The sequence below is a fragment of the Colwellia echini genome, assembly GCF_002843355.2.
GTDB lineage: Bacteria > Pseudomonadota > Gammaproteobacteria > Enterobacterales > Alteromonadaceae > Colwellia > Colwellia echini.
Map to the genome: position 1 here is coordinate 66072 of NZ_PJAI02000004.1, position 26384 is coordinate 92455.

Here is a 26384-nt window from a genome sequence, read left to right on the forward strand (position 1 = left end):
CCCGTTTTACTTGCAAAGATAATTTACATCAAGCGGGCGGGTATATATGGAGAAAATTATGTATAAATCATTACAAAGCTTAGTAACGTCAATTTCCATAATTATTGCATTAAGTTGCAGTTTATTTTTTATGGCTACCGCTAATGCAGAAAACATGAAAAAATTGGGCAGTATGAATGTTCATTATATGGCGATAGGTTCAACCTTTTTCACCCCTGAAGTAGCCAAAGCTTATGGTATTACTCGTAGTCGTTATAATGGTCTAATTAACATCTCAGTATTAGATAATAGCCAAGCAGGTAACCCAGCTAAAACTGTCAGTATTATGGGGCAAGCCAAAAATAATGTAGGCCAGTTCAAAGCGCTAGAGTTTGAAGAAGTTAGAGAAGGCGATGCAATTTATTATCTTGCGCAAGTTAGCTATAACAATGAAGAAACTCTGCATTTTGATATTATGATTAACGATGGTAAAGAACAGCAAAGATTAAAATTTTCACAAATATTTTATGTTGATTAACCTGAGCTCGGGATAATGAAAGCAAGCCAATCAAAGTTAAAAAATTAAACAAATTAAACAAATTAAACAAATTAAACAAATTAAACAAATTAATCAAATAGGGATGCTAATGAATCAAATTAAGGGTTTCGCATTATCCTCGGTTATTGTAATCCTTATATTTGTGATTGCTGCTTTTTCAGCTGGAACATTAGCCGGATTAGCGGGAGTTTGGAAAAAACCTTTTATTGGCGCTTTTGCTGCTTTTTGTGTGGTTATTACCGGTTATATCACCGCTCCTAACCATAAACAAAAAGCAGCAGCATTGTGGTTAATCGTTGGGGCCATTTCGGCTTATTTTTTAGCAGGCGATTCGTTTTACCCTGAAGATCATGAGCACGCTTATCAACTAACCATTATTCCTTTATTAGCAACTTATTTAAGTGGCACATTGGCATTATTGCTATGTATGCTGTGGCATAAAAAATATTCTAAGCAAAACGAAAAAACCTCAAATTAAATATTACGGTTAATATTTGTAAATAATAAAGCGCTTAATGCGCTTTTTTTTAGTCGTAAAATTTAGTGATGTATTCGTTAATAGCGTAGAATAACCTGAGTTCGGGATAAGCAAAATGCTACAACAGCCTTAATTACCCGTATTACTTCGTTATGAAAGCTCCCAATAACCCGTTATTGGCTTCGCTTTCCTGCCTTGTACTACGAATAATTAAAACTATTGTAAAGGTAAAATCCTAAGTGATTGATATTATTATTCTACTCACTTTCATTATCCCGAACTCAGGTTAGAATACTGCGAAGATAAAGCATCTATCAACCTGCTATAAACGAAACGCCCATTAATTTCAGGAAACCATTATGTCAAAAATTGTATTAGCCACTGGCAATCAGGGAAAAGTTAAAGAATTAGCACAATTACTGTCTGATCAAGCAATTGAAATAGTGCCACAAAGTGAATTTAACGTGCCTGATGTAGCAGAAACAGGTACAACCTTTGTTGAAAACGCTATTATCAAAGCCCGTCATGCAGCAAAAATTACCGGTTTACCTGCTATTGCCGACGATTCAGGACTTGAAGTTGATGCGTTAAATGGCGCTCCTGGTGTTTACTCAGCCCGTTATGCTGCTGACATAGTCATTGGTAAAGTAACTGACGATGATAACACCGATAAATTACTTTCCGCTCTAGAAAACACCCCAGATGAACAACGAACTGCACGTTTTCATTGTGTATTAGTGTATATGAAACACGAAAATGACCCAACGCCTCTTATCTGTCATGGGGTGTGGGAAGGTGTTATTGCTCGCGAAAAACGCGGTGAACAAGGCTTTGGTTATGACCCCATATTTTGGCAAGAAGATTTACAACAATCATCGGCTGAGCTTTCACGTGATGTAAAAAATAGCAGAAGTCATCGCGGAAAAGCTCTCGCTAAACTTGTGGCACAGTTAGCATAACCTAATATCTAATTAGCTATTAATCGCTAATCGTAATCAGTAATCAGTAATCAGCCAAGGTAACAATAACGAATGTTAGAAAACCAACCTTTATCACTTTATATCCACATTCCTTGGTGTGTTGAAAAATGTCCTTATTGTGACTTTAATTCACATGCGGTGAAAGAAACCATCCCAGAAGCAGAATATGTTAGTGCGTTAATTGCCGATCTTGATGCTGACATAAAACGTTTTAGTCTTAATGATCGTCCGTTACATTCAATTTTTATTGGTGGCGGTACGCCTAGCCTATTTTGTGCAAAATCAATAGAAAGCATTCTGACTCAAGTACTGAGCCGATTTGAACACAAAGAAAATATAGAAATTACTTTAGAAGCAAACCCAGGTACAGTTGAAGCTGATAAATTCATTGGCTTTTTTAACGCTGGTATCAGTCGATTATCTATTGGCGTACAAAGTTTTTCTTCAGATAAACTAATTAAACTAGGTAGAATTCATGACAGTAACCAAGCTAAAACCGCCGCACAGTTAGCAACTCAAAGTGGTGTAACAAGTTTTAATTTAGATTTAATGCATGGTTTACCTAATCAATCAATTGAAAATGCCCTCGACGATTTAAAAACCGCTATCAGCTTAAACCCTAAGCATATTTCTTGGTACCAATTAACCATTGAACCCAATACTATTTTTCATTCTAAGCCGCCTAAATTACCGGTAGATGATATTTTATGGGAAATTCAAGATCAAGGCGTAAAGCTTTTAAACGCCGCAGGTTACCAGCAATATGAAATTTCAGCTTATGCAAAACCTGGGTATCAATGCCAGCATAATTTAAATTATTGGCAATACGGTGATTATTTGGGTATTGGCTGTGGCGCACATGGCAAAATAACCCTCAGTGATAATAATAAAATTATGCGCACTGTTAAGGTTAAACATCCTAAAGGCTATTTGGATAAAAATCGTGACTATTTAGATAAACTTACTGAAGTAGATGAATCAGAGCGCCCTTTCGAGTTTATGATGAATCAATTACGACTGCATAAAGCCTTCAATGTTAGCAGTTTTGAAGCAAGTACAGGGCTTAGTATCAACACAGTATTACCTACATTACATATTGCCCAAACTAAAAAACTAATGGCTATTGAAAAAATAAACAATGAAGAACATTGGCGAGTAACAACAACGGGGCAACGATATTTAAATGATTTATTAGAGATGTTTTTATGACCGATGCTCCTGATAACCATGCAACATACGTAACTCCTACGATGAACGAAACGACTAAAGATAATGAAGCACAAACCGCACTTGATAATATTTTTATGCAGCGTGCATTTGAACTAGCCCAACAAGCTGAACAACATAATGAAATACCTGTTGGCGCAGTTGTTGTATATCAAGGCAAGATAATTGGTGAAGGTTTTAATCAATCGATTATGCTTAACGATCCATCAAGTCATGCCGAAATGAATGCTATTAGACAAGCGGGTCAGCAACTTAATAATTATCGTCTGCTTGATTGTACCTTGTACGTGACACTTGAACCCTGTCCTATGTGTGCTGGCTTATTGGTTCATAGTCGAATTGGTCGCTTAGTTTATGCCGCAAACGATTTTAAAACTGGCGCTGCAGGAAGTGTTTTTAACTTGGTCAACAACGAACAATTAAACCATCAAATTGACGTTCATTCACATGTGATGCAAACCCAATGTAGTCAATTACTTTCTGCTTTTTTCAAGCGACGAAGAAAAGAAAAAAAACAGCTTAAAAATGCAGAGAAGCTTAAAGCTGCTGAAACAAATGGCTAACAAGTTCCAATCTGTTCTATTTTAAATCAAACTAAAGTAAGCCCATGTAAAATCAATCTAAATTACATGGCGAATATGTCAAGCTGTGCTAACTTATAAGTATTAAATTCTATTTTATATTAGGCTCATAGGCACTATTTATGTCAGCTAACGCTTCAAATAGCTCTGAACAACACAACACCCCACTCGCTTCTTCTGTGTCGGCTACTAATCTTACAAGTAAAAACCAACAAGTTTTTTTAATTTTCATTATGCTAATAAGTCTGCTGCCTAGTTTACTAAATTTCTTGGCTATTGACTTCTCATCACCTGAATTCACTTTGAATATGCTGGGTGCAATAGACAATACCACTGATATAAAAACCTTAACGCAAAATTTTACTGGGGTAATGCAGCACACTTTACTCGACTGGCCAGCAGTAATATTCGCGATATTAATTTTTGTACTCAGCTTAGTGCATTATCGTGTGCATCGAGATATTTCAACGCCCATAATAGGGATAGCCGTTTTATGTGCTGGTTTCGCTGATGCTTTTCACACCTTAAGTGCAAATCAATTAATAAGTATTGAGCCAACAAATACAAATTATCTTCCCTTAACCTGGGCGTTATCACGTATTTTAAATGCTTTAATAATGATTCTGGCCACTATACTCTGTTTATATTTTTACCGTAAAAATAATAACGCGATTAAAGATCAGTCTTTTAATTATTTTAAGCAGATTAAAAACTACCAAATATTACTTATAATAGGCATTGTTTTTATTACTTTAACTGCTATCTGCTTGTATGTAGTTGCTAATAGTGCTTCTTTACCACAAACCATATTTCCACAAGCGACCATTACCCGACCTTATGACATACTGCCGCTTGGACTATTTATTTTTGCCGCGAGTTTATTTTATAATTTTTATAAGAAATCACCGAACTATGCTACCTATGGGGTATTACTGAGTGTCATCCCTGGAATAATCAGTCAATGTCATATGAGTTTTGGCTCAATAGCATTATTTGATAACCACTTTAATATTGCACATTTTTTAAAAATAATTGCTTATGTCTGTATTTTTACAGGTTTATTATTTGATTTAAAAAAGAGCGCATTTAAATCTAAAACGAATAAGACTAACTTAGCTAACTACGAAGCTAACACAAATAAAAAAGGTAATATTCACAATCCCGTAAAATCAAATTCGCTAAAGCTATTAAATGTTGGTAAGGCAAGATTATCTATCAGTTTACAAATCCCTATTGCGGCTTTTATTTTAGTTGTTACTGTTACCACTGTAATTAGTGTTTTATTTTACTTTGAAACTGAGCGTTTATTAGTGCAACAAACGAATAGCGAAATTATTATTCAAAGTAACTTAGTCGAACCTATGATCGAACAACTTTACGAACAAGCCAATTCAGACATACTATTTTTGAGTCGTACACCACCCATTCAAGGAATGCTTAAAGCAATTACAGATAATGATGAACATAACTACCTATTATGGCAAAACCGTATTGAGCAAATATTTAGTCAGTTCCTGATCAATAAAACCTTTTATTATCAAATTCGTTATATTGGCGTTGCAAATAACGGACAAGAACTGGTTAATGTTCGTAACGATAAGCATAGTATAGTGATACCAAACTCTCGCCTACAGCAAAAAGCTGACAGAGCCTATTTTCAAGAAGCAATTAATAAAGACCCTGATAGTGTCTATTTTTCAAAAATTGAATTAGCCAAAAATTATGACAAAATAGAATTACCACACAGAGCTGTTTTGCGTGTTGCCACCCCTATTTACAATAATGAAACAGGCAATGTATTTGGTATTATTATTATCAATTTAGATTTTGGTGCCTATATTAGTCATTTAAAATCAGAAGAATTGAGACAACTATCATTTTATTTAGCTAATAGCGATGGCGACTATGTATCTCATCCTGACAATAGCAAAACATTTGGTTTTGATTTAAACAAGCGTTACTTAATCCAAGATGAATTCCCTACTCTTTCACCCATTGTGAAAGGCAATATTAAAGAGTTTAGCTTGGGTAAAGTAAGCATTAATGAAAGTAAATATGTTGGTTATTATCAACGCGTTAAATTAAACCGTTTTGACAATACCCATCAACTGAACTTGCTCGTATTAAAAGATAGTACCAAGATTGAGAATACTCTCGCTGATTATCGAATGCGTAGTTTATTAATGGGCGTTACTCTCGCCACTATTGCGTTAGCAATTGCGATTATGGCGGCAAGAAGAATTGCCACGCCATTACAACAAATATCAAATAGTTTAGAAAATCACGACAAATCTAGTCAATTAAGTGAACTACCTATTAACAGTAATACTGAAATTGGAGTACTTGCTCGTAGTTTTAGTAACTTAGTTAAGCAAATGCAATATTCATTACGCGAACAGAAGTATTCTGCCCTACTTGCCAAACAAAGCTCTGATCAAATAAAAGCAATTTTCTCTAGTGCAGCTGAGGGGTTTATTACTATTAATGAACAAAATATTATTATCAGTTTCAATCAAGCTGCACAAAAAATGTTTGCTTACAGTGAAGAGGAAACTATTGGAAAAAATATTAATATATTAATGCCATTTAACGGAAGGCCTATTTTTTATGAAGATAAAGACCATCTTGATAACAACATAATTAACAATATTAATACAGGAAGGAAACTGCAAGGCAAAAAAAAATCGGGTGAGTTATTTCCTATTCATTTAGCTATCTCTAAAGTGATAAGTGAACAAGGGGTTGTATTCACTGGTATTGTTCGTGATATTTCTAAAGAAGAGCAGTTAGAATTAGCCCAAATAAAAAGTAAGCAAGCACTGATTGATGCTAATGAACGAATGACTCTAGCTGCCGATGCAGCAAGCCTGGGAATTTGGCAATACGAAATTAGCACAGGCACACTAACATGGGATAAATGGATGCACAGCATCTATGAAGTGGCAGAGCAAGACTTTACTCATAATATTAATGCTTGGCAAAAGCATGTGCACCCTGACGACATTAAGCAAGCCAATGCTTCACTCAATGAAGCAATGAAAAGTAAAACGAATCTAGATTATGAATTTCGGATAATTACCCCTTCAGGCACAATCAAACATATTAAAGCAATGGCTATATTAAAATTAGACAACCAAGGTGATGTTATACAATTTACTGGGGTCAACTATGATATTACTCAGCGTAAGGAAATTGAGCAACAGCATATTGATGCGAAAGAATTAGCTGAAGATACTGCCCGTCATAAAGCGGAATTTCTTGCCAGTATGAGTCATGAAATTAGAACACCAATGAATGGTATACTTGGCATGCTAGGCTTGTTATTAAGAAATGAATTAACTCCTGAACAAAAACATCGAGTGCAACTAGCAAACTCAAGTGCAGAAGCCTTACTAAGCCTAATAAATGATATTCTAGATTTTTCTAAAGTCGAAGCTGGCAAGCTTGATATAGAAGTTATTGATTTTAATTTAAGAAAATTATTTGGTGACTTTACTGAATCGTTCGCACTGAAGGCACAAGAAAAAAACATTGAATTAATACTTGATAATCGTGCTATTGAACACAGTCACGTAAAAGGTGATCCAGGGCGTATTCGCCAAATTCTTAATAACTTAATTGGCAATGCAATAAAATTCACTGACACTGGTGAAGTTGTTATAACCGCCAGTTTAACCGACAAAAACGGCACCTTAGTCTTACAATGTAGCGTTAAAGATACTGGTATAGGTATTTTACAAGAAAATATTCCTTATTTGTTTCAATCTTTTACCCAAGTAGATGCATCAACCACACGTAAATATGGAGGTACTGGTTTAGGACTAGCTATTTGCAAACAGTTATGCCAATTGATGCAAGGAGATTTACAGGTAAGCAGTGTGTTTGGCAAAGGTTCAACTTTTTCTTTTACTATCAATCTAGATAAGAGTGAGCAATCTATTCAAGTTTTACCTCATATAGATATTAAAGGTATTGGCATGTTAATTGTTGATGATAACGAGAGTAATCGTCGAGTATTAAAAGAACAATTAGAGCATTGGGGAGCGAAGGTTTATGAAGCTGAGTCTGGTTTAAAGGCTTTAGCTTTACTTGAAAAAAATAAGCAAAATAACGCATTAACTATACAAAGTAATAACAACACACACACATCAACCAACAATATAGTTGCCCTTAACCAAACACCACTAATTAACATCGTTTTTCTTGATAAGAATATGCCCATTATGGGTGGAGAAGAAATAGCTCACAAAATTAATAACCAGCAGAGTTTAAATCACCTTAAGTTAGTAATGATGACCTCGATGGCTGATCGTGATGAGTCACGTTATTATAGCGAATTAGGTGTTTGGGCATATTTTCCAAAACCTGTAATAACTAAAGACTTATTTAGAGCTTTAACTACTTGTCTGACAAAAAACAAGCCGGCAAATCCGGTTATAACACAAAGTAATAATACGCCTTCAACCTACCGAAACACGTTGGATGATAGCCATGAAAATCTTGAGGATAATAATATAAAACAAGTTAATGACAGTAACGAATTTACCCAATGTAAAGTTTTACTTGTTGAGGATAATCGTATTAATCAAGAAGTTGCTCGCCATATATTAGCCGAGTTTAACATTACACCTGACTTGGCAATTAATGGCATTGAAGCAATCGAGCATTTATCCGCAACTTGCGGTAATAAGCCTTACGATATTATTTTAATGGATTGCCAAATGCCTGAGATGGACGGCTATGAAGCAACAAGGGCAATTCGTCAAGGTAACGCTGGCAGTGAAAACAAATCAATAACTATCATTGCGATGACAGCAAATGCAATGAAAGGCGACAGAGAAAAATGCTTAGACGCGGGTATGACTGATTATTTGAGTAAACCGATAGATCCAGAAAAAATTAAAGAAAAACTACAACAATACTTTAACCAAAGTGTCATTAAAAAGGCAGTTGTAAATGAAGCCGTCAATAAATCAGTACAAGAAAACAACAATAAAAATATAAGTAAATCTATAACGATTAGTGAGCCTGATGCGAATCTAAATAACAGTAATCCTCCTCAACAAGAACAAGAACGATCTGATAATGAAGGCGGTGATGAATCATTAAATGTGTGGGAAAGAAACACATTTAGTAAGCGGTTAAATAACAACCGTGTTATTGAGAAGAAGTTAATAGAACTATTTTTAGACGAAGCCCCTAAACAACTTATTGAATTGGCAAACAGTATCGAAAGTAAAGATCACAAACTACAGCATGATCTCAGTCATAAAATACAAGGAATGTCTGCAAACTTGAGTGCACAACAGTTACTGAAAGTTACTAAAGACTTTAATAGCTATGTTAAAACAACGGCTCCAGAACAAGCTAAAATAGAAGCCTTATTTAAGGCCATAGAAGAGAGCTTTATCGCCTTAAACGCTGTTTTACAAAATGCGGTAAATGAATAATGAATATAGCGCTTTATACCATCTTAAATTTGATAAACTCAACACATTCAGGTTTAATATGCGCCTAGCAATATAATAATAACAACTTATCCCAAGTGAGTTAAGCTTCCCCTTACTTTAAGTCACTTGGATATAAAATAGCTAAAGGTTATCAGCACGCATGATCAAACCCATTCTGCCCATTTATCAAACGGGTTGGTTTTATCTCATTTTACTCTTTTGGGGAGCAATTTGTTACTGCGTATCTGTTGGTGATTTCAATTCAATTAACCAGTTGAATATCAAGTTGCTTGACAATAAAACAAACACTCAACCAACAACTGAAAAATCATTTTCTAATAATGCGCAGTCACTAACCGAAAAAAACATACTAAGTTTATATGCCTCATTTAACGAAGATAATCTCACCGACATTACTACCTTATTGGCATATCATCCTGACAGTCTTATTGTTTTACAAGGTAAGCAATCAAACGTATTTATTAAAAAAATTAGCCAATATTTATCCAAAAAACCTAATAACAACAAAATAATTATTGAGTCTGCGTATACCTTATCGACCACGCCAATAACAATTAGCTCTACTATGTTTTTTTCTAGCGTACTTAATTGGTTTAGATTTGATCAAACGCCAAATAAAACCCTGCTTACGTCAAAATATTTTACTTATGCACCTTTCTTAGTGAATCAACGACAAAGTTTTCCTTTACTTTGGCAGCATAAAAAAGCTACTTACCTTAGTTTACCCGGTGAGGTTTTAAGGCAATTAAATCAGAAAAATGAATTAACACTAGCTCAGCATTGGCAACTAACCTTGACTAATAATCAAGAAAATTTAGCTGCTCAATTATTGCCTCTCGGCTTTTTTGGTGACGTATTCACCTCAGAAAAAGCCTATGATATACAGCAAAGTGGCTCACTAAATATTGAAGCGAGAGAAAATGAGGCAAAGATAAGTCCTCTAGCAACAAGTAAACTTATTAATATCAGTCAATTTATTAAGCAACAATATGGTGCAAATTATATAAATTCGGATCAAACAAATTATAAAGTAATTATTATTACCGATAACCCGTCGGACGAGCGACTGAAACCTTTACTATTGAAATTAACTCAGGGTAATTATTTATCACAAAACTTTATTACTCTTTCACTATATTGGATTTTACTGTTATCAGGCATTGTTTTAATTTGGCTTATTCAACGCTTACCTAACAAGCAACAAGCACTATGTATCATAACTTATGTTGTTGTACTTTTTTTCTTACAGTCTTTATTAATAAATCAACAGCAATGGTTAGAAGTGATACCAGTAATATTGTTTGTTATTGGTACTTGGGGATTATTATTGGCTTATCATAGAGAAATCAGCCTAATTGAGGGCAATTTAACTCATTCATCGACAAGTCCATCGACCACTACCAGTAATGTAAATGAGCCCACATTAACGCAATTTAAAGCAAGTAACGCCAATTCTCCCCATGAACCAGCGCTTTACAAGTCTCCACAAAACTTTTCACCTGCCGCAACGATAGCGCCAACAGCAACTGGCTGGGGTCATTTAGTTAAAAATATGCCTGCAACCACAAAAGCTAATAATAAGTCAGCTGATTTAGATAAAACCTTAGTGATCACTGCGCCCGAAAAGAAACAGCAAAAAACGCGAAATCAACATATAGATGTCAATAGCTTTGGTCGTTATCAAATAGAAGGTATTTTGGGTAAAGGAGCTATGGGCATAGTGTATCAAGGAGTTGATCCTAAAATAAATCGTCATGTAGCGATTAAAACTCTACAATTGTCTACTGATTTAGACTCACACGAGTCGACAGAAGCAAAAGAGCGTTTCTTTAGAGAAGCGCAAACCGCCGGCGGTTTAAGTCATGCAAATATAGTAACCATTTATGATGTAGGTGAAGAGAATGATTTAGGTTATATCGCCATGGATTTACTCACAGGTGCGCCTTTATCTGTTTTCAGCCAGCCAGGACAAACTTTACCTGTGCAGTTAATTTATCAATTATTAATACAAATAACCGACGCATTAGAATACGCCCATAATCAAAATGTGGTACATAGAGATATTAAACCAGGCAATATCATTTATGACGATGATCTATTTAAAGTGACGGTGACTGACTTTGGTATTGCATATGTTAGCGATCATAGTAAAACCCGTACTGGTGTTATTATGGGTAGCCCTTACTACATGTCGCCTGAGCAGATTTTAGGATTAAAAGTTGATGGCCGAAGTGATATCTTCAGCTTAGGGGTTACTTTTTACCAATTGCTGACTGGGAATTTACCTTTTGAAGGTGAATCGATTGCCACTGTGGCTTATCAAATTACCAAGGCGAAGCCTACAGGAGTTAATCAGCATAATCCTGAATTACCACCAAGTGCACAACGTATTCTCAATAAAGCGATGCATAAAGATATTGAAAAACGTTATCAATCTATGGCTGATTTTAAATTAGCTTTAGTTAACGCTTTAAAACGTGATTTTAAAACTACTGTTAATTAACACTACGGTTAATTAAAATCTAAATAAAATGAAAGGGATTTACAAGCGCCGCTTATGAACAACCATATTAAATCGTTATGCCATCAAGGCGTGATCAGAGACAATAATGAAGATGCGATAAAGTACGGTTTTCACGAACCACTCGGTTTTACTTGGATGATAATAGCCGATGGTATGGGCGGACATAATGCTGGCGAAATAGCTAGTGCACTGCTAGTTAATCATATCTGTAATGCTGTTCAGCAATTAGGTTCCGTTAAACCAACAAACTGGCAAGATTGGATTGTCACGCAACTTAATACTGCAAATTTAGCCATTTTAACATCAGCCCAAAAAAATAGTGCTCAACAAGGTATGGGAACAACTGGGGTATTAGTTATCTTAGAAAATGAAAAGTGTCATATCGGCTGGGTTGGAGATTCGCGCGCTTACTCTCTAAAAGATAATATTCTCATTCAAGAAACTATCGACCACACCATGCTTCAAGAATTAGTCAATAAAGGTGCCATTAGCGCCGAAACAGCAAAACATTCAAATACTAAAAACCTACTTTCACAAGCAATTGGCGTGAGAGATAAAATATCCGTTGATACTAAGAGCATAACAATAAATAATGGCGATATTATTATGCTATCAACCGATGGTTTACATGATTACTTATCAGAGCAAACGATAAGTACATATTTATCAGAGTACTCTACTAATAATAGCCTCTGTAGTGACATGATAAACAAAGCCATTGCAAATAATAGTAGAGACAACCTGACAGTCGGTTTAATTAATATCGCAGAGCAATAAAATAGAATAACAACCTAAAACCAATAAACTTATTTAATAATAATTACTGAAATAGCTTAACCCTAACTGAGGTTAGTTAATAAATAAGTATCAAAAAACAATAATTAGGAGTTTTTATGGCTTACTTAGCCTTAAGTGTTGAAGATGTGATCATTAATAAATGGGAGCTCACCCAAGGCTCATTATCCATTGGCCGCGCAGAAGATAATGATATTCAAATTAAAGATGCCGCTGTCAGCTCAAAGCATGCTCGGTTGATAACAGGACCAAATCCTTTTATCGAAGGCCAATTAATTACCTATTTAGAAGATCTAAAAAGCACTAACGGTACTGAATTAAATGGCCGTGAAATAGCCCGTCAGCAATTAGATCATGAAGACATTATTAGCATTGGCTTTAGCCAGTTTCAATTTATTGATAAAGAAAGTAATACGCTTGATGAAACTGCAATCATTATTGGTTAACCGTTGATTACTTTACTCATAATTAATAAATGAGGGGGATATTTGAAGTGCTAGGTGCTTGGGAGAGAGACGTTCTAAGCGGTAGATAATTAGCAGGGAAAGCTAAGCATTAATATAAATGATAGGTTCATTCAACCTAATTAACGCTCACTCTCTGCTTGTTGAACAGTGCTAACTGCTGATAATGATAAATTAAAATGAGAAAGTCTACGTGAACTCATTTTGTTGTGCTGGCGATTTAATAGTTTTTTACGTTGGTTTGTTTTTAAAGATCTTTTCATCGTAATTTCCAATAGTTTAAAATAAGATTACAGTTACTATAGTCGGTTAAAATGACAACTTTATGACAATAAGAAATAATTTGGGAAAAGTATTACTTCGTGTCTCGTCAATCATCTAAAAACTATAATGTATTTTTCTAATCATGAAGTAAAAATATAGTAATAGTTTGTAACAAGCCTGCGTTTAATCCCAACCAAAGCTCATTTTGAAGTAAAAATAAAGTGGAAATAAAAGAGGGGATATTGCATCAACAGCAGAGGCTATGGCAATATTACTTAACCTAATTTCGGGATAACTAAATTGTAAAGCATAACAATATCAACTATTTGTATTAAAGCATCTACAATAGTTTTAGTTATTCGCAGGTCAAGGCGAGAAAGCGAAGCCAATAGCGAGTTATTGGGAGTTTTTATAACGAAGGAATACGGATAAATAAGACTGTTGTAGCACTTTGCTTATACTGAACTCAGGTTACTTAGCTTTACTTTCAGAATCAGTATCAGAGCCAACTGAGAGTTCACTATCAATGTCACTATTATCCTCAGTAGAAAATATAAACGTCTCCACTGAGCCTGTGGTTAAAAGCTCTTCAGCTATTTTCAATTCATCTTCTAACTGTTTTGCTTCTGATGCTAAGGCGATGGCTTCTTCTTGAGCTTTGTTGTCTAACCACGTTAGCGTGTCGTAGTAACGACGAATATTATCAACATAATGTACCGGCTCTTCACCGCGTGCATAACCATATTTAGTTTTTTTATAATATTTTTTCTGCTGTAAAAGCGGCAGTCTGGTTTTAACTTCAACCCAACGATCTGGATCGCCCCCTTGCTGCTGAGTAATAATCCGCGCATCATTTAAATGACCAAAACCAATATTATAAGAGGCTAACGCAAACCAAACTCTATCGGGGCTTGGTATTCTGTCTGGCATTTTAGCAATCATACGCTTAAAGTATTTTGCCCCGCCCTGAATACTTTGTTCGGTATCTAAACGGCTTTTTATGCCCATTTGTTTTGCCGTATTTAAAGTCAGCATCATCATGCCGCGAACGCCGGTGTAGGAACGAGCTTTAGGGTTCCAATGCGATTCTTGATAACTAATCGCCGCCAGTAAACGCCAATCAATATCTTGTGAATATTTTTCAAAAAGCGGTTGATACTGAGGTAGGGTATCACTCACCGCCTTAATAAAAGTGCGGGTTTCTACGTAATTAAACTGTTCTATATGGCCATAATATTTATCGTCTAATGCTAGTAAAGTACCATCATGATGCACAACACCAAAAAACTCTACCAAGCTAGATAACAGATCATCCTGACTGTTTTTGCTCACCATCCACGCTAATTTTTCAGGCTCTTTAATGCTAAAACCAATGCTTATTTCAGGATAGTAGCGTCGGTTAATCGCTAAACTGTGGCTGTCGATAATGGTATAATCAATTTCGTCATTCAATACTTTAGCTAATAACTCTTCACTATCAAAATCAGCAGTTTCTTGCCAATTAAGGGGATTATAGCTTTGTTTTAATTTTTCAAGATTTTCAACGTAACTTGACCCCGTCATAACCATTAACTTCCCCGTTAAATCTTTAACTTCGCGTGGTCTAATATTACCTTGTTTAAATACCAGTTTTTGCGTAATAGATTGATAAGTAGGGGCAAAGCGAAAACGTTGTAGCCGCTTTTCGGTAATAGATAACCCTGCAGCTAATACGTCAACTTCACCAGTATTCAATTTAATAAATAGTTCGTCGAGACTGTAACTTGGGATAATACGAAGTTCTACGTTAAGTGATTCGGCGTATTTTTTGGCAAGTTCATATTCAAACCCCTCGAAGCCGTCAGCCGTACTATGGTAATTGGTTGGGCCAAAAATAGTGCCAACATTGATATAACCGCGCTCTAAAATACGAGATAAACTTGTTGGCTCGTTCTCTTTATTACAACCACTCAACAGTGAAGAAATAAAAATAGCTAATAAAATCATAGCCACTTTAGCTAGTACTTCATTAGTGAACTGCGGTTTGTTAATAAAGGAAAAGTATTTATTCATAGGCTTAATTGTGTCGTGAATTGACTTATTAGCCAAGCATTTTTTAGTTATCAACGATGTTAATTTATTTATTTGTATTTATTCTTCTTTTTGGGATGACATTTCGCTGAATTTAGCCATTAACAAAAGCTGCATTTTCAATTATAATACGCGCGAAATTTTCGGTTAGTTGCTACAACTTAAATTGAGCCAACAAAAACACGTTATTATTAGTGTTCGGTTATCCCAAGTTAATTCATAGCAACCAATCACAGCCTTACACAAACTTGGTGATTACCCTATGACGATGCCTAAGACTACGTTAATTAAAAATCTTCGTGGCGCTCCAGCACTTTCTGACTTTCGAGTTAAAAAATTAATAGCTCAATGTGAAGAGTTACAACTTCCAGTAAATGATATATACGCTGAATTTGCCCATTTCGCGCACCTTAGTACAGAATTAAGTGCGAGCGAAGAAAATGTTTTAGCTAAATTATTAACTTACGGTCCAACCATTGAAGAACATCAACCTAGCGGTTTGTTTTTATTAGTAACGCCTCGTCCGGGTACTATTTCTCCTTGGTCATCAAAATCTACCGACATTGCCCATAACTGTGGTCTTGCTAACGTAGTGCGTCTAGAACGTGGCATTGCTTATTATATTACTTTGCAAAACGGCGCAGTATTAACCACAGAACAAGAAGTGCAACTTAATACATTGTTACACGATCGCATGATGGAAAGTATTTTTAATGACTTTGATCAAGCTAGCTTATTATTTGCTAGCAGTGAACCAGGTAAATTAACCGCAATTGATATTGAAAATGGCGGTAAAGCAGCCTTAGTTAACGCTAACGTTGAATTAGGTTTAGCCCTTGCAGAAGATGAAGTTAACTATTTATTTGAAAACTTCACTAAATTAGGCCGCAACCCGCACGATATAGAATTATACATGTTTGCCCAAGCAAACTCAGAGCATTGTCGTCATAAGATTTTTAACGCAGATTGGACTATCGATGGCGTTAAACAGCCTAAATCATTATTTAAAATGATCCGTAATACGCACGAATTAAACAGTGATTACGTGCTAAGCGCATATAAAGATAACGCTGCGGTAATGGTAGGTAATAAAGGTGGTCGTTTCTTCCCAAATCCTGAAACCAATGTTTATGGTTATCACCATGAAGATATTCAGGTATTGATGAAAGTTGAAACCCATAACCACCCTACTGCAATTTCTCCATACCCAGGTGCTGCAACAGGTAGTGGTGGTGAAATTCGTGATGAAGGCGCAACAGGTATTGGCTCTAAACCGAAAGCAGGTTTAGTCGGTTTTTCTGTATCTAACTTACGCATTCCTGAATTTGTACAACCTTGGGAAACTGATTTTGGTAAACCAAGTCGCATAGTTACAGCATTTGACATCATGATGGAAGGTCCATTAGGTGGCGCGGCTTTTAACAATGAATTTGGTCGCCCTGCTATTTTAGGTTACTTTAGAACTTACGAAGAAGAAGTTAACTCATTTAACGGCGTTGAAGTCCGTGGTTATCACAAACCTATTATGCTTGCTGGTGGTTTAGGTAACATTCGTGATGAACATGTCCAAAAACGTGAAATTGTTGTTGGTGCTCACTTAATTGCATTAGGTGGCCCAGCAATGAACATTGGTTTAGGCGGCGGTGCAGCATCATCAATGGCTTCTGGTCAATCAGCTGAAAACTTAGACTTTGCCTCTGTTCAACGTGAAAACCCAGAAATGGAGCGTCGTTGTCAAGAAGTTATTGATAAATGTTGGCAGCTAGGTGAAGAGAACCCTATTGCCTTCATTCATGATGTTGGTGCGGGTGGTTTATCTAACGCATTCCCTGAATTAGTTTCAGATGGTGGCCGTGGTGGGGTTTTTGAACTGCGTAAAGTACCAAATGATGAACGTAGCATGGCACCACACGAAATTTGGTGTAACGAATCTCAAGAGCGTTATGTTATTGCTGTTTCAGACAAAAACTTAGCAACCTTTGAAAAAATATGTCAACGCGAACGCGCACCATATGCAATTGTTGGTCGTGCCACTGAAGAAGAGCATTTGACTGTAACAGATGAACATTTTGCAAATGATGACGCATTAAACACCCCAATAGATTTACCACTTGACGTACTTTTAGGTAAAACCCCTAAAATCATTCGCGATGTAAAATCTGCAAAAGCGGGTGGTGATGTATTAGATTTCAGCAATATTAGTTTAGAAGATGCTGCAAACAGAATTTTATCACTACCTACCGTTGCGGAAAAAACCTTCCTAATTACTATTGGCGATCGCTCTGTTACCGGTATGGTTAATCGTGACCAAATGGTTGGCCCTTGGCAGGTTCCTGTTGCCGATTGTGGTGTTACCGCCTCAGCACTTGATTCTTACCACGGTGAAGCAATGTCATTAGGTGAACGTACGCCAGTTGCATTACTTAACTTCGGTGCATCTGCACGTTTAGCGGTAGCTGAATCATTAACTAACATTGCTGGAACTGATATTGCTGGCTCTGACGGTGAGAGATTGAACCGCATTAAGCTTTCTGCAAACTGGATGTCTCCTGCGGGCCATCCTGGTGAAGACGCTGGTCTTTACGAAGCAGTTAAAGCCATTGGTGAAGAGTTATGTCCGGCTTTAGGCTTAACCATCCCGGTTGGTAAAGATTCAATGTCAATGAAAACCCAATGGGAAGAAAATGGCGTTGAGAAATCCGTAACCTCGCCATTATCATTAGTTATTACCGCTTTTGGTGTTGTTGAAGATATTCGTAAAACCGTTACTCCTGAGCTTCGCTCTGATAAAGGTGAAACATCACTTATCGCTATTGATTTATCAAACGGTAAAAAACGTTTAGGCGGCTCATGTATTGCCCAAGTTTACAAAAAGCTTGGTAATGAAACCCCTGATGTTGATAGCCCAGAAGTGTTAAAAGGTTTCTTCAACGCGATGCAAACACTTGTTCGCGCCCAAAAAGTTATTGCTTACCATGATATTTCAGACGGTGGTTTATTTACTACGGTTGCTGAAATGGCTTTTGCAGGTCACACCGGTGTTGATATTGATATCAGCAAGCTATCTAAAGGTTCATTCGATGACTTAGCTACTTTATTCAATGAAGAGCTAGGTGGTGTTATTCAAGTACTTAACAGTGAACTTGACGCAGTAAATGCAGTGTTCGCTGAATATGGTATTGCCGACTTAGCTACCGTTATTGGTACATTGAACAACGAAGATACTATTCGCTTTAGTCGCGGTGGTGAAGTTGTATTAGAAAATTCTCGTACTTATTACCGTACTACATGGGCACAAACAACTTACAAAATGCAGTCACTTCGTGACAACCCAGAATGTGCACAACAAGAGCATGATGTTAAATTTGATACTGAAGATCCAGGTTTAAACACTGAGCTAACGTTTGATATTAATGAAGATATAGTTGCTGATTTAATTGTTAAAGACGCAAAGGCTGGCACTAACCCACGTATCGCAATTTTACGTGAGCAAGGTGTTAACTCACACGTTGAGATGGCTGCTTCATTCGACAGAGCTGGTTTTGTAGCGATTGATGTACATATGTCTGACATATTATCAGGTAGAACTGATTTAGCAGACTTCAACGGCTTAGTCGCTTGTGGCGGTTTCTCATACGGTGACGTATTAGGTGCTGGTGAAGGTTGGGCAAAATCAATATTATTCAATGCTAACGCACGTGCCATGTTTAAAGCTTTCTTCGAGCGTGAAGATACTTTCTCATTAGGTGTGTGTAACGGTTGTCAGATGTTATCTAACTTAAAAGAAATCATCCCTGGCGCTGAGCACTGGCCTCACTTTGTACAAAACAAGTCTGAGCGTTTTGAAGCACGTTTCTCATTAGTTGAAATTCAAGAAAGCCCTTCTGTACTGTTTAAAGGTATGGCTGGCTCTCGTATGCCAATCGCTGTTTCACACGGTGAAGGACATGCTGAATTCAAATCTGATGAAGCAATTGATGCAGCCAATAACTCAGGCACAGTATCAATGCGCTTTGTAAACAACTACGGTGATGTTACTGAAACCTACCCTGCTAACCCTAACGGCTCAGTAGACGGTATAACTTCATTAACAACTACGGATGGTCGCGTAACGATTATGATGCCGCATCCTGAACGTGTATTTAGAACGGTTGCTAACTCATGGCATCCAGATAGCTGGGGTGAAGATTCACCTTGGGTTCGTATGTTCCGTAATGCGCGTAAATTTATTGGCTAATATTTTCGCTAGTTGACTCATCTTATGCGTAAAAGTACTCACTGATATTCGTCATCTTGATACTATTTCGCTAATCTGAGTCAACTAGCTTCAGAATAACACCCCATCAGATGACCTAGTCATTAGCTAAAAACCCGATTAACTGTCGGGTTTTTTATTATTTTGCCTAAATTCTAGATAATGATAGTTTATTCGTTACCAAATCACTTATTTATTATCTCAATCTAAAATACTTTGAACTTACTTGTCCTCAAGTAACTTATTAAAAGCTCATAAACACCTTTATGCGAAAATGGAATTATGCATTACTTAATTAAATTATGTTTATCAACTGCTTTACTCTTTTTTTCTACTCTAACTAATGCAAACCAAGATGTGGCTTTATACTCTATAGGTGCATTTAATGAATCCAAAGGTGAGCGTTCTGGTATTAATTATCAACATCAACTAGAGAATATAATTGGGGGGTACGAGCAAGCCTTATGTTATATTCAGGTGGAAATAATATAGTTGAAGTGTATGAAACTAATGATGAAACTTATTTAAGTTACATTAATAATGATGATGATTATGATCTTTTTTCTGATAAAAGTAATAGTAATGAAGGTTATAAAAGTTATGAGAAAAATGAAACTTATGTCGGCGTGTCAGGTTTTTTTTGTTCATACAGGCCAATTAATAAACCCATACCTTGGCTTAGGTATATTTATTGGGAAAACACAAAATTGTACAGATGAAGAAGAGCAATTCGAAGGGTGTATTGATAGTTTTACTACAGCACTCTACCCAGAGTTTGGAGTAGAGTTTAATATTTTAAAGTTTCAAATTACTCCTTATATTCGACGCTATTATATTCGACGCTATATAGAAACCAGTGATTCGAGAACATCCGGTAATGTTTATGGCATCAATATTGGAATGGGCTATTAATTTAAGTCTTCTCTATATAGAAGCTAAAAAACAGTCAGTCTTCCTTGAAAATCTACTTTCATACCCTTAAATTTAAACAAAGTCTAACGAAATATCTGTGCAGCTTTTAGCGCAGCGAATACCTGTTAATTCATTCTGTTCAGGTGTATATAGCTTCAATGGTTGATTGCAGGTTTTACACAAAACAGTTTTGCCTGCCATCACCTGCTTCATTAATTTCTGTTGTTCAAAAAAAGAGGCTTTACTTGCCTTTTGTAACGCGGCAAATTGCGTTAAATCTATACTCATAAAGTTCCTGAGGAATTTGCTCTTTTAAGATGTTGTCCGGTTAGTTCGTATTTAACATGAACTAGCTAAGCACGAACTAGCCAAGTACTAGCCAAGTACTAGCCAATAAAAAATACGCCATTAAATTGCGCTTGTAATGGTTCACCACTTGCAACTAACAACTCTTGATAACTTACTATATTTTCATAGCTCGGCAACATAAATGGGTAAGCCGTTACTTCCCACGTTAATAGCTCATCTCCTTCAAATGGGGTAAATGATAACTTTTGATTGTTTTCTAATAGTATTTGACCGAATTCAAGTGCTAAGTCTTTACTTGAAAATAGCACTGAAAATTCAATTTCACGTTCAATAGCAAGATCTTCACCTGTTTCTTGCATTTGCCAAAGGGTATCGCCAATTTCATCTTCTGGAAAAAGTGTTAAATCACGTGACATAGTTACTCTCAATTAATTATTACTGTGGATTTAAGTAGGTTTATTTAAGTGGGTTAAGCTTTATACCAATAATATTTTTTATTTTAGCTTTGCTAAGTCAATAAACCTAGTAAAATAAAGACAAAGTTCTCGTTAGCCGCCAATTAATATGCCCGTAGATTTAAACAGTTCAAACCCACAAGATCAATCCTTATCCCTAAAAAATAAAACGTTTGAATGGCATATAACCATTACTGTGGAAATGGTAGAAGATATAGCTGATAAAATTACAGCGATAACAGTGCTGCAATATTATGCTCAACAAAAATATTCTAAACAAAAAAATGAACAACAATACGCTGAGCTTTCAAATTCGGAGCTAAAAAAAGCGATTAGTAAAGGTGCTTTATGGCTAACGCCTGCAACTAACAAGAAACAAACGCAACGTTTACGCCGAGTAAAAAAGCCGCTTAATATCGGTGACGAATTACACTTTTATTATAATAATGCGGTACTTTCTACTACAGTACCGCCAGCGAGGCTTATTGCTGATTTAACCGATTACAGTGTGTGGTACAAACCCTACGGCATGTTATCACAAGGCTCTAAATGGAGTGACCACTGTACTATCGCCCGCTTTGCTCAATTAAACTTGCCTAACGAACGCCCTGCTTTTATCGTGCATCGCTTAGATAAAGCGGCAACAGGTTTGATATTAATAGCACACACTAAAAAAGCCGCTCAAGCGTTATCAGCCATGTTCGAACATCATCAACTTGTAAAAATATACCATATTATTGTGCATGGTAATCACAGTGGCCGATCACAACCTGAAATTATTAAGCAAGAAGTTGATCAGAAACCAGCGCGCAGTACTTTTAACTGCTTAGCTTATGATAAAACTCTAGATAGATCATTAATTCAGGTAAAAATAGACAGCGGTAGAAAACACCAAATACGTATACATGCGGCTAGTATAGGGATGCCTGTGGTGGGCGATAGATTACATGGCATTGCTGATGAAAATGAAGTGTTAGATTTACAACTTTGTGCGGTAAGTTTAGCCTTTGATTGTCCACTAACGGGAAATGACAACTCACTTGAAGCGAAACCTCGTTTTTTTGAACTGCCAGAAATATTAAAGCCTCAATTGACTTAACTCAAGTTGAGCTAAGTAAGCTGAGGCTTTGTAACGTTAACTTAAACTACTTTAAATTAACATAAACTAAGATAGAAAGACTAAGTTGATATTTCAATCATTAAATACAGTAAGTAAAATCACCGTCAGCAAGTACAGATAAACTATCGCCCACTAAATCTTCAGTAGGAATTGCTTTTAACAACGCATAACCTTGTTCGCGTTGAGCTAATGTTAACGCTTGATAAGGTAGACGGAAAACTTTAGGTACCGCATTAGTCATCATAAGCGCAGTATTGATAGCAATTGGGTTTGGCTCACAAAACAACCAATTCATCATACCTTGTAGGCTTTCATTTAATTTAGCTGTTTCTGCTAATTCAGTTGCCGAAAGGTCAGTATTCATTAACTGACACATTAAACCAGGAATAATATTTGAAGTTACTGAAATAACGCCATGTGAACCATGTTTATGGCGAGCAACATAACTCTCATCATCATTTCCTGACCAACATGCAATACCTTTGTCTTCATAATAAGCAATACGTTCATTACCCGCACACTCTTTTACACCGATAAAGTTTTTATGACTCGCTAAAGGCTCAATAATATCCGGTGTAATGTCTTGGCCTGTTCGACTCGGTACGTTGTAGATATAAGCAGGACCAATATCAAGCACACGTTTAAAGTGTTCACTAACGCCTTGCTCAGAAGTACGGCCGTAATATGGATTAATTTGCAGAGCCGCATCCATACCAATAGCAAAACCATTTTCAGTCGCTTTAATCGCTTCACGGGTATTATTACTACCTGTATTTCCAATAATAACTAGCTTATCAGAGAAGTTATTAACACAGTGAGCAATCAGCATTAAATGTTCTTCCCAGCTAAGTAAATGTCCTTCGCCAGTAGTGCCGCCAACAATTATACCATCTACACCTGCAGCAATTTGTTGTTCTATTAAGAAATCATACGTTTTTAAACAAACTTCTCCTTGCTCTGTATAAGGAGTTTTTACTGCGGTAATTAAACTTGCTGCTTTTAATCGCTTCATTAACTATCTCTAATTATTTATTTAACTTCAATTAAGGCATACCAAGAGATCAATAAATGCGTCTTATTGGTATATATACTCACAATCATTCAATATACATGTTTTTATAAGTCTAAAAGTTTAATCTACTGCGTTACATTCATTGCTAATAATAAGCTATTACTCAATTGTGCGCCTTGTAGATGAAATTTATAGTCACTCTAAAGTTTCCGTATTTTGAATGGTCACGGGTATTTCAATAAATTCTGGGCGGTATTCTAACAATGACCGAGGTTATCAACAACCCGTCTCATGATATATTCTTCATTGGTCAAGCTATGTTGATAATGAAAAGTTTGATGATTTAGGGCTAAAACTTTATATGCTTGATAATTATCAGCATTATTTAAATCAGCAGCAAACAGCTCCTCACCAATCAGTTCATCTTTAGTGATAGTGAAGTGGATATCGCCAACTAACCCCCAATCTCCCAACTCTGTTATTTCTTCAATGATCTCCCCTTGAGAATTTAGCGTAGTAAACATAAATTCAAAACTACCGTCAGCACTTAATTGAGCATATTCAATGGTTTCATTACCCTGCTCATCAAGTTCATTTCGATACCAAGAACCAAACAGTAAGTCTCGGGGATAATTAGTCTTACTCACTATATTTATTCCTAAATTTCAACGGTATTTATCGCTATCAATAAGCGATAAAAAGCAGACCATTGCTGCTTATAATTGTTTATTAACAGTTCAACATCGAATAACGAGTGTCTTTAATTCAGCGCATATAATAATGCTAATACGAGTGAATGGGAAAAATTATTTTCCGATAAACCTTAACTTTTATCCATAAGCACACAAAAAAGGTTATTTGACTTATAATCAGAAAATAAAAAGTAGATGTAAATTAACTTAAAAAGGTTTAAGTTGACCCTCATATACAATATCTAAGGAAAAAAGCATGTCAACTGTCCCCCTAAAACAGGTAAACGATTTAATAAACGTGCCTCAGAAAACGCCGATAGTTCAGCTATTATTAACGGGAAATGAATTAATGACGGGCGACATTGTTGACAGTAATTCAGCCCTGATGGCCGAACTATTTAAAGATATTGGGCTTAGCATACAGCGCAAGGTAACCGTTGCTGACGACTTAGCTATGCTCGTTAATGAAATAACTTATATGACTAGCATTAGCGACATTTTAATTATCAATGGTGGCTTAGGTCCTACTATTGATGATTTAACCGCACAAGCGTTAGCCCTTGCAATCGACGTTGAGCTAATACAACACCCACAAGCTCTTACGCATTTAACTAACTGGTGTGAACAACGTGGTACCGAGTTAAATACCCCTAATTTAAAACAAACCATTTTACCTCAAGGCTGTAACATTATTGCGAATAAAAATGGCAGTGCTGTTGGTTTTTCTGTTCGCTTTCAAAATTGCGATATTTATTGTACCCCTGGTGTACCCCATGAATTAAAAACCATGCTTAACGAAGAAATAATACCTGCAATTGCTAACAAACTACCTAGTACAAGCAACACAGATATTACTCGTTTACAGGTGTTTGGTTTAGGTGAATCAAGCTTACAAAAAATGATTGATGAGCAATTGCCTGATTGGCCAACTGAAATAGAACTAGGTTTTCGTGCTGGCATGCCTTTACTAGAAGTAAAATTAACCACCACCACTAAAAAAGGAGCTATTTTAAAAGCGCCTTGGCTGAAAAAACTAACTCATACGCTTGGTGATCATTTAATTGCAGAAATTAATGGCAAACCTAAAACAATGGCTGAACATTTGCTCGACTTGTTGCAGCAAGATGGCTTAAAAATTACCACAGCCGAATCATGCACTGGTGGTTTAATTGCAAGTAAATTAACAGAAGTTAGCGGCTCCTCGATGTGTTTTGAAGCAGGGTTTGTGACCTACAGTAATGCAATGAAAACAGCGATGATCGATGTCTCGCCAACAATACTAGCGACAAATGGCGCGGTTAGCGAAGCGGTCGTCATTGCCATGGCCAAAGGCGCGTTATTAAAATCTAAAGCTGATATCGCCATTGCCGTATCTGGTATTGCTGGCCCTAATGGCGGCAGTGAAGATAAACCAGTAGGTACGGTTTGGCTTGCTTGGGGTAGTTTAAATGATTTACAAACTCAATGCTTATTATTACCTTACAAAAGACAGCAATTTCAGCAATTTGTTACTGCTGTTGGCTTAGATTTACTGCGTCGTTACCAACAAAAATCAACGTCAGTACCTAACTACGTTAGTGAACGAGCGTTTCCTAAACCGCATTAGTTTGAGTTACGTTAGCTTTGAGTATTGCATTTAAAAAAGAACATTAACAATATTGTGGGTTAGACTACTCTTAAAGTTGAGTAAACTATACTTGAATAAGTAAAGTCACTCACCCGTATGAGATCTATATGAGATCTATATGAGATCTAATTAATGGATTAGCATTTACATTGCTTAGTTAACTAAAAATTTATATATTAAGTTATGTGGTTTGTACATTGAAACAATAACTTAATATAAGGAGCTTATTTTGATAGAGAAAAATTTTATAACAAGTGGCCGAAACACCGTTATCCATAAAATAAAAAAATTTGATTTATTGATTCTTAATGGTGAAAAAGATGTCATTATTATTAGTCACCGTGGAATCGGGCTTTATAAAGGGATAGTTCCTGAAAAACGCTCACAAGCAAAGAAAGCCTATCAAGATATTGTTGATATTACTTCAACTGAGTTGTTTGGCGAAGAAAAAACATTATTGTTTGTACAGGCACTTGACGGCGTAGAGTATAAAATTGATTACTCTAAACAAGGCACTAGTAGTTTTATCAAAATACACCAAAATCATTATATGTAAAGTTATTGAACTTGCCTATAATCTAGTAGTTATAATATTGATTAACATTATTAT

Annotated in this window: 20 protein-coding genes; 14 read left to right on the plus strand and 6 right to left on the minus strand. The window is 36.0% G+C overall.

Features of this window, described 5'->3' with window-relative positions; translation table 11 throughout:
• Positions 1 to 58 precede the first annotated feature (58 nt).
• From CWS31_RS05300 to CWS31_RS05340, 9 genes are all read left to right on the plus strand, one after another.
• Positions 59 to 517 carry a DUF4426 domain-containing protein gene (locus CWS31_RS05300; RefSeq protein ID WP_101345139.1) on the plus strand — a complete coding sequence of 153 codons (459 nt, stop codon included), beginning with the start codon at positions 59 to 61 and terminating at the stop codon, positions 515 to 517.
• A gap of 109 nt (positions 518 to 626) precedes the next feature.
• Positions 627 to 1016 (plus strand): hypothetical protein, encoded by a 390-nt coding sequence (locus CWS31_RS05305; RefSeq protein WP_101345140.1) that lies wholly within the window; start codon positions 627 to 629, stop codon positions 1014 to 1016.
• A gap of 359 nt (positions 1017 to 1375) precedes the next feature.
• Entirely contained in the window at positions 1376 to 1975 is a 600-nt protein-coding gene (gene rdgB, locus CWS31_RS05310; protein ID WP_101345141.1) for an RdgB/HAM1 family non-canonical purine NTP pyrophosphatase, read from the plus strand.
• Between the two features lie 72 nt (positions 1976 to 2047).
• Complete coding sequence (gene hemW / locus CWS31_RS05315; RefSeq protein WP_101345142.1) at positions 2048 to 3205, plus strand: radical SAM family heme chaperone HemW; 1158 nt, start codon at positions 2048 to 2050, stop codon at positions 3203 to 3205.
• Positions 3206 to 3246: 41 nt separating this feature from the next.
• Positions 3247 to 3786, plus strand: a complete 540-nt coding sequence (tadA, locus tag CWS31_RS05320) for a tRNA adenosine(34) deaminase TadA (protein ID WP_101345273.1) — start codon at positions 3247 to 3249, stop codon at positions 3784 to 3786.
• 140 nt (positions 3787 to 3926) lie between these two features.
• The gene (locus CWS31_RS05325) at positions 3927 to 9254 is read left to right on the plus strand and encodes a response regulator (protein ID WP_101345143.1); all 5328 of its coding nucleotides are present in this window, start codon (positions 3927 to 3929) and stop codon (positions 9252 to 9254) included.
• A 160-nt stretch (positions 9255 to 9414) separates the two neighbouring features.
• Complete coding sequence (locus CWS31_RS05330; RefSeq protein WP_101345144.1) at positions 9415 to 11778, plus strand: serine/threonine-protein kinase; 2364 nt, start codon at positions 9415 to 9417, stop codon at positions 11776 to 11778.
• 54 nt (positions 11779 to 11832) lie between these two features.
• On the plus strand, positions 11833 to 12576 hold the full coding sequence (locus CWS31_RS05335) for a PP2C family protein-serine/threonine phosphatase (protein ID WP_101345145.1): 744 nt from the start codon (positions 11833 to 11835) through the stop codon (positions 12574 to 12576).
• A 116-nt stretch (positions 12577 to 12692) separates the two neighbouring features.
• Positions 12693 to 13040 (plus strand): FHA domain-containing protein, encoded by a 348-nt coding sequence (locus tag CWS31_RS05340; protein WP_101345146.1) that lies wholly within the window; start codon positions 12693 to 12695, stop codon positions 13038 to 13040.
• A gap of 140 nt (positions 13041 to 13180) precedes the next feature.
• Here the strand turns inward: CWS31_RS05340 and CWS31_RS17540 are convergent, their stop codons facing one another.
• Together CWS31_RS17540 and mltF are read right to left on the minus strand one after the other, a co-directional pair.
• Entirely contained in the window at positions 13181 to 13321 is a 141-nt protein-coding gene (locus CWS31_RS17540; RefSeq protein ID WP_170252767.1) for a hypothetical protein, read from the minus strand.
• 472 nt (positions 13322 to 13793) lie between these two features.
• The gene (mltF, locus tag CWS31_RS05345; protein ID WP_101345147.1) at positions 13794 to 15374 is read right to left on the minus strand and encodes a membrane-bound lytic murein transglycosylase MltF; all 1581 of its coding nucleotides are present in this window, start codon (positions 15372 to 15374) and stop codon (positions 13794 to 13796) included.
• Positions 15375 to 15660: 286 nt separating this feature from the next.
• Between mltF and purL the strand changes: the two genes are divergently transcribed.
• Positions 15661 to 19629: a phosphoribosylformylglycinamidine synthase gene (purL, locus tag CWS31_RS05350; protein WP_425457512.1), complete on the plus strand. Its 3969-nt coding sequence runs from the start codon at positions 15661 to 15663 to the stop codon at positions 19627 to 19629.
• 618 nt (positions 19630 to 20247) lie between these two features.
• Complete coding sequence (locus CWS31_RS05355; protein WP_148747688.1) at positions 20248 to 20559, plus strand: hypothetical protein; 312 nt, start codon at positions 20248 to 20250, stop codon at positions 20557 to 20559.
• A 72-nt stretch (positions 20560 to 20631) separates the two neighbouring features.
• Here the strand turns inward: CWS31_RS05355 and CWS31_RS05360 are convergent, their stop codons facing one another.
• Entirely contained in the window at positions 20632 to 20847 is a 216-nt protein-coding gene (locus CWS31_RS05360) for a hypothetical protein (RefSeq protein ID WP_101345150.1), read from the minus strand.
• 98 nt (positions 20848 to 20945) lie between these two features.
• Entirely contained in the window at positions 20946 to 21284 is a 339-nt protein-coding gene (locus tag CWS31_RS05365; RefSeq protein WP_101345151.1) for a ribonuclease E inhibitor RraB, read from the minus strand.
• Between the two features lie 148 nt (positions 21285 to 21432).
• Between CWS31_RS05365 and CWS31_RS05370 the strand changes: the two genes are divergently transcribed.
• Positions 21433 to 22422: an RluA family pseudouridine synthase gene (locus CWS31_RS05370; RefSeq protein WP_101345152.1), complete on the plus strand. Its 990-nt coding sequence runs from the start codon at positions 21433 to 21435 to the stop codon at positions 22420 to 22422.
• Between the two features lie 100 nt (positions 22423 to 22522).
• On the opposite strand, the gene dapA is transcribed toward CWS31_RS05370, so the two are convergent.
• Positions 22523 to 23455 carry a 4-hydroxy-tetrahydrodipicolinate synthase gene (dapA, locus tag CWS31_RS05375; RefSeq protein WP_101345153.1) on the minus strand — a complete coding sequence of 311 codons (933 nt, stop codon included), beginning with the start codon at positions 23453 to 23455 and terminating at the stop codon, positions 22523 to 22525.
• Between the two features lie 257 nt (positions 23456 to 23712).
• Positions 23713 to 24102 carry a hypothetical protein gene (locus tag CWS31_RS05380; protein ID WP_246143378.1) on the minus strand — a complete coding sequence of 130 codons (390 nt, stop codon included), beginning with the start codon at positions 24100 to 24102 and terminating at the stop codon, positions 23713 to 23715.
• Positions 24103 to 24403: 301 nt separating this feature from the next.
• Between CWS31_RS05380 and CWS31_RS05385 the strand changes: the two genes are divergently transcribed.
• Together CWS31_RS05385 and CWS31_RS05390 are read left to right on the plus strand one after the other, a co-directional pair.
• Positions 24404 to 25753: a CinA family nicotinamide mononucleotide deamidase-related protein gene (locus CWS31_RS05385; protein WP_101345155.1), complete on the plus strand. Its 1350-nt coding sequence runs from the start codon at positions 24404 to 24406 to the stop codon at positions 25751 to 25753.
• A 250-nt stretch (positions 25754 to 26003) separates the two neighbouring features.
• Positions 26004 to 26330 carry a hypothetical protein gene (locus tag CWS31_RS05390; RefSeq protein WP_101345156.1) on the plus strand — a complete coding sequence of 109 codons (327 nt, stop codon included), beginning with the start codon at positions 26004 to 26006 and terminating at the stop codon, positions 26328 to 26330.
• Positions 26331 to 26384: the final 54 nt, after the last annotated feature.

Coding starts and splice junctions, on each gene's coding strand:
- CWS31_RS05385 (WP_101345155.1), top strand. CDS start 24,404: ATGTCAACTGTCCCCCTAAAACAGGTAAACGATTTAATAAACGTGCCT.
- dapA (WP_101345153.1), bottom strand. CDS start 23,455: ATGAAGCGATTAAAAGCAGCAAGTTTAATTACCGCAGTAAAAACTCCT.
- CWS31_RS17540 (WP_170252767.1), bottom strand. CDS start 13,321: ATGAAAAGATCTTTAAAAACAAACCAACGTAAAAAACTATTAAATCGC.
- hemW (WP_101345142.1), top strand. CDS start 2,048: ATGTTAGAAAACCAACCTTTATCACTTTATATCCACATTCCTTGGTGT.
- tadA (WP_101345273.1), top strand. CDS start 3,247: ATGAACGAAACGACTAAAGATAATGAAGCACAAACCGCACTTGATAAT.
- CWS31_RS05365 (WP_101345151.1), bottom strand. CDS start 21,284: ATGTCACGTGATTTAACACTTTTTCCAGAAGATGAAATTGGCGATACC.
- CWS31_RS05330 (WP_101345144.1), top strand. CDS start 9,415: ATGATCAAACCCATTCTGCCCATTTATCAAACGGGTTGGTTTTATCTC.
- CWS31_RS05340 (WP_101345146.1), top strand. CDS start 12,693: ATGGCTTACTTAGCCTTAAGTGTTGAAGATGTGATCATTAATAAATGG.
- CWS31_RS05325 (WP_101345143.1), top strand. CDS start 3,927: ATGTCAGCTAACGCTTCAAATAGCTCTGAACAACACAACACCCCACTC.
- CWS31_RS05355 (WP_148747688.1), top strand. CDS start 20,248: ATGAGAAAAATGAAACTTATGTCGGCGTGTCAGGTTTTTTTTGTTCAT.
- CWS31_RS05300 (WP_101345139.1), top strand. CDS start 59: ATGTATAAATCATTACAAAGCTTAGTAACGTCAATTTCCATAATTATT.
- CWS31_RS05370 (WP_101345152.1), top strand. CDS start 21,433: ATGCCCGTAGATTTAAACAGTTCAAACCCACAAGATCAATCCTTATCC.
- CWS31_RS05335 (WP_101345145.1), top strand. CDS start 11,833: ATGAACAACCATATTAAATCGTTATGCCATCAAGGCGTGATCAGAGAC.
- purL (WP_425457512.1), top strand. CDS start 15,661: ATGCCTAAGACTACGTTAATTAAAAATCTTCGTGGCGCTCCAGCACTT.
- mltF (WP_101345147.1), bottom strand. CDS start 15,374: ATGAATAAATACTTTTCCTTTATTAACAAACCGCAGTTCACTAATGAA.
- CWS31_RS05360 (WP_101345150.1), bottom strand. CDS start 20,847: ATGAGTATAGATTTAACGCAATTTGCCGCGTTACAAAAGGCAAGTAAA.
- CWS31_RS05305 (WP_101345140.1), top strand. CDS start 627: ATGAATCAAATTAAGGGTTTCGCATTATCCTCGGTTATTGTAATCCTT.
- rdgB (WP_101345141.1), top strand. CDS start 1,376: ATGTCAAAAATTGTATTAGCCACTGGCAATCAGGGAAAAGTTAAAGAA.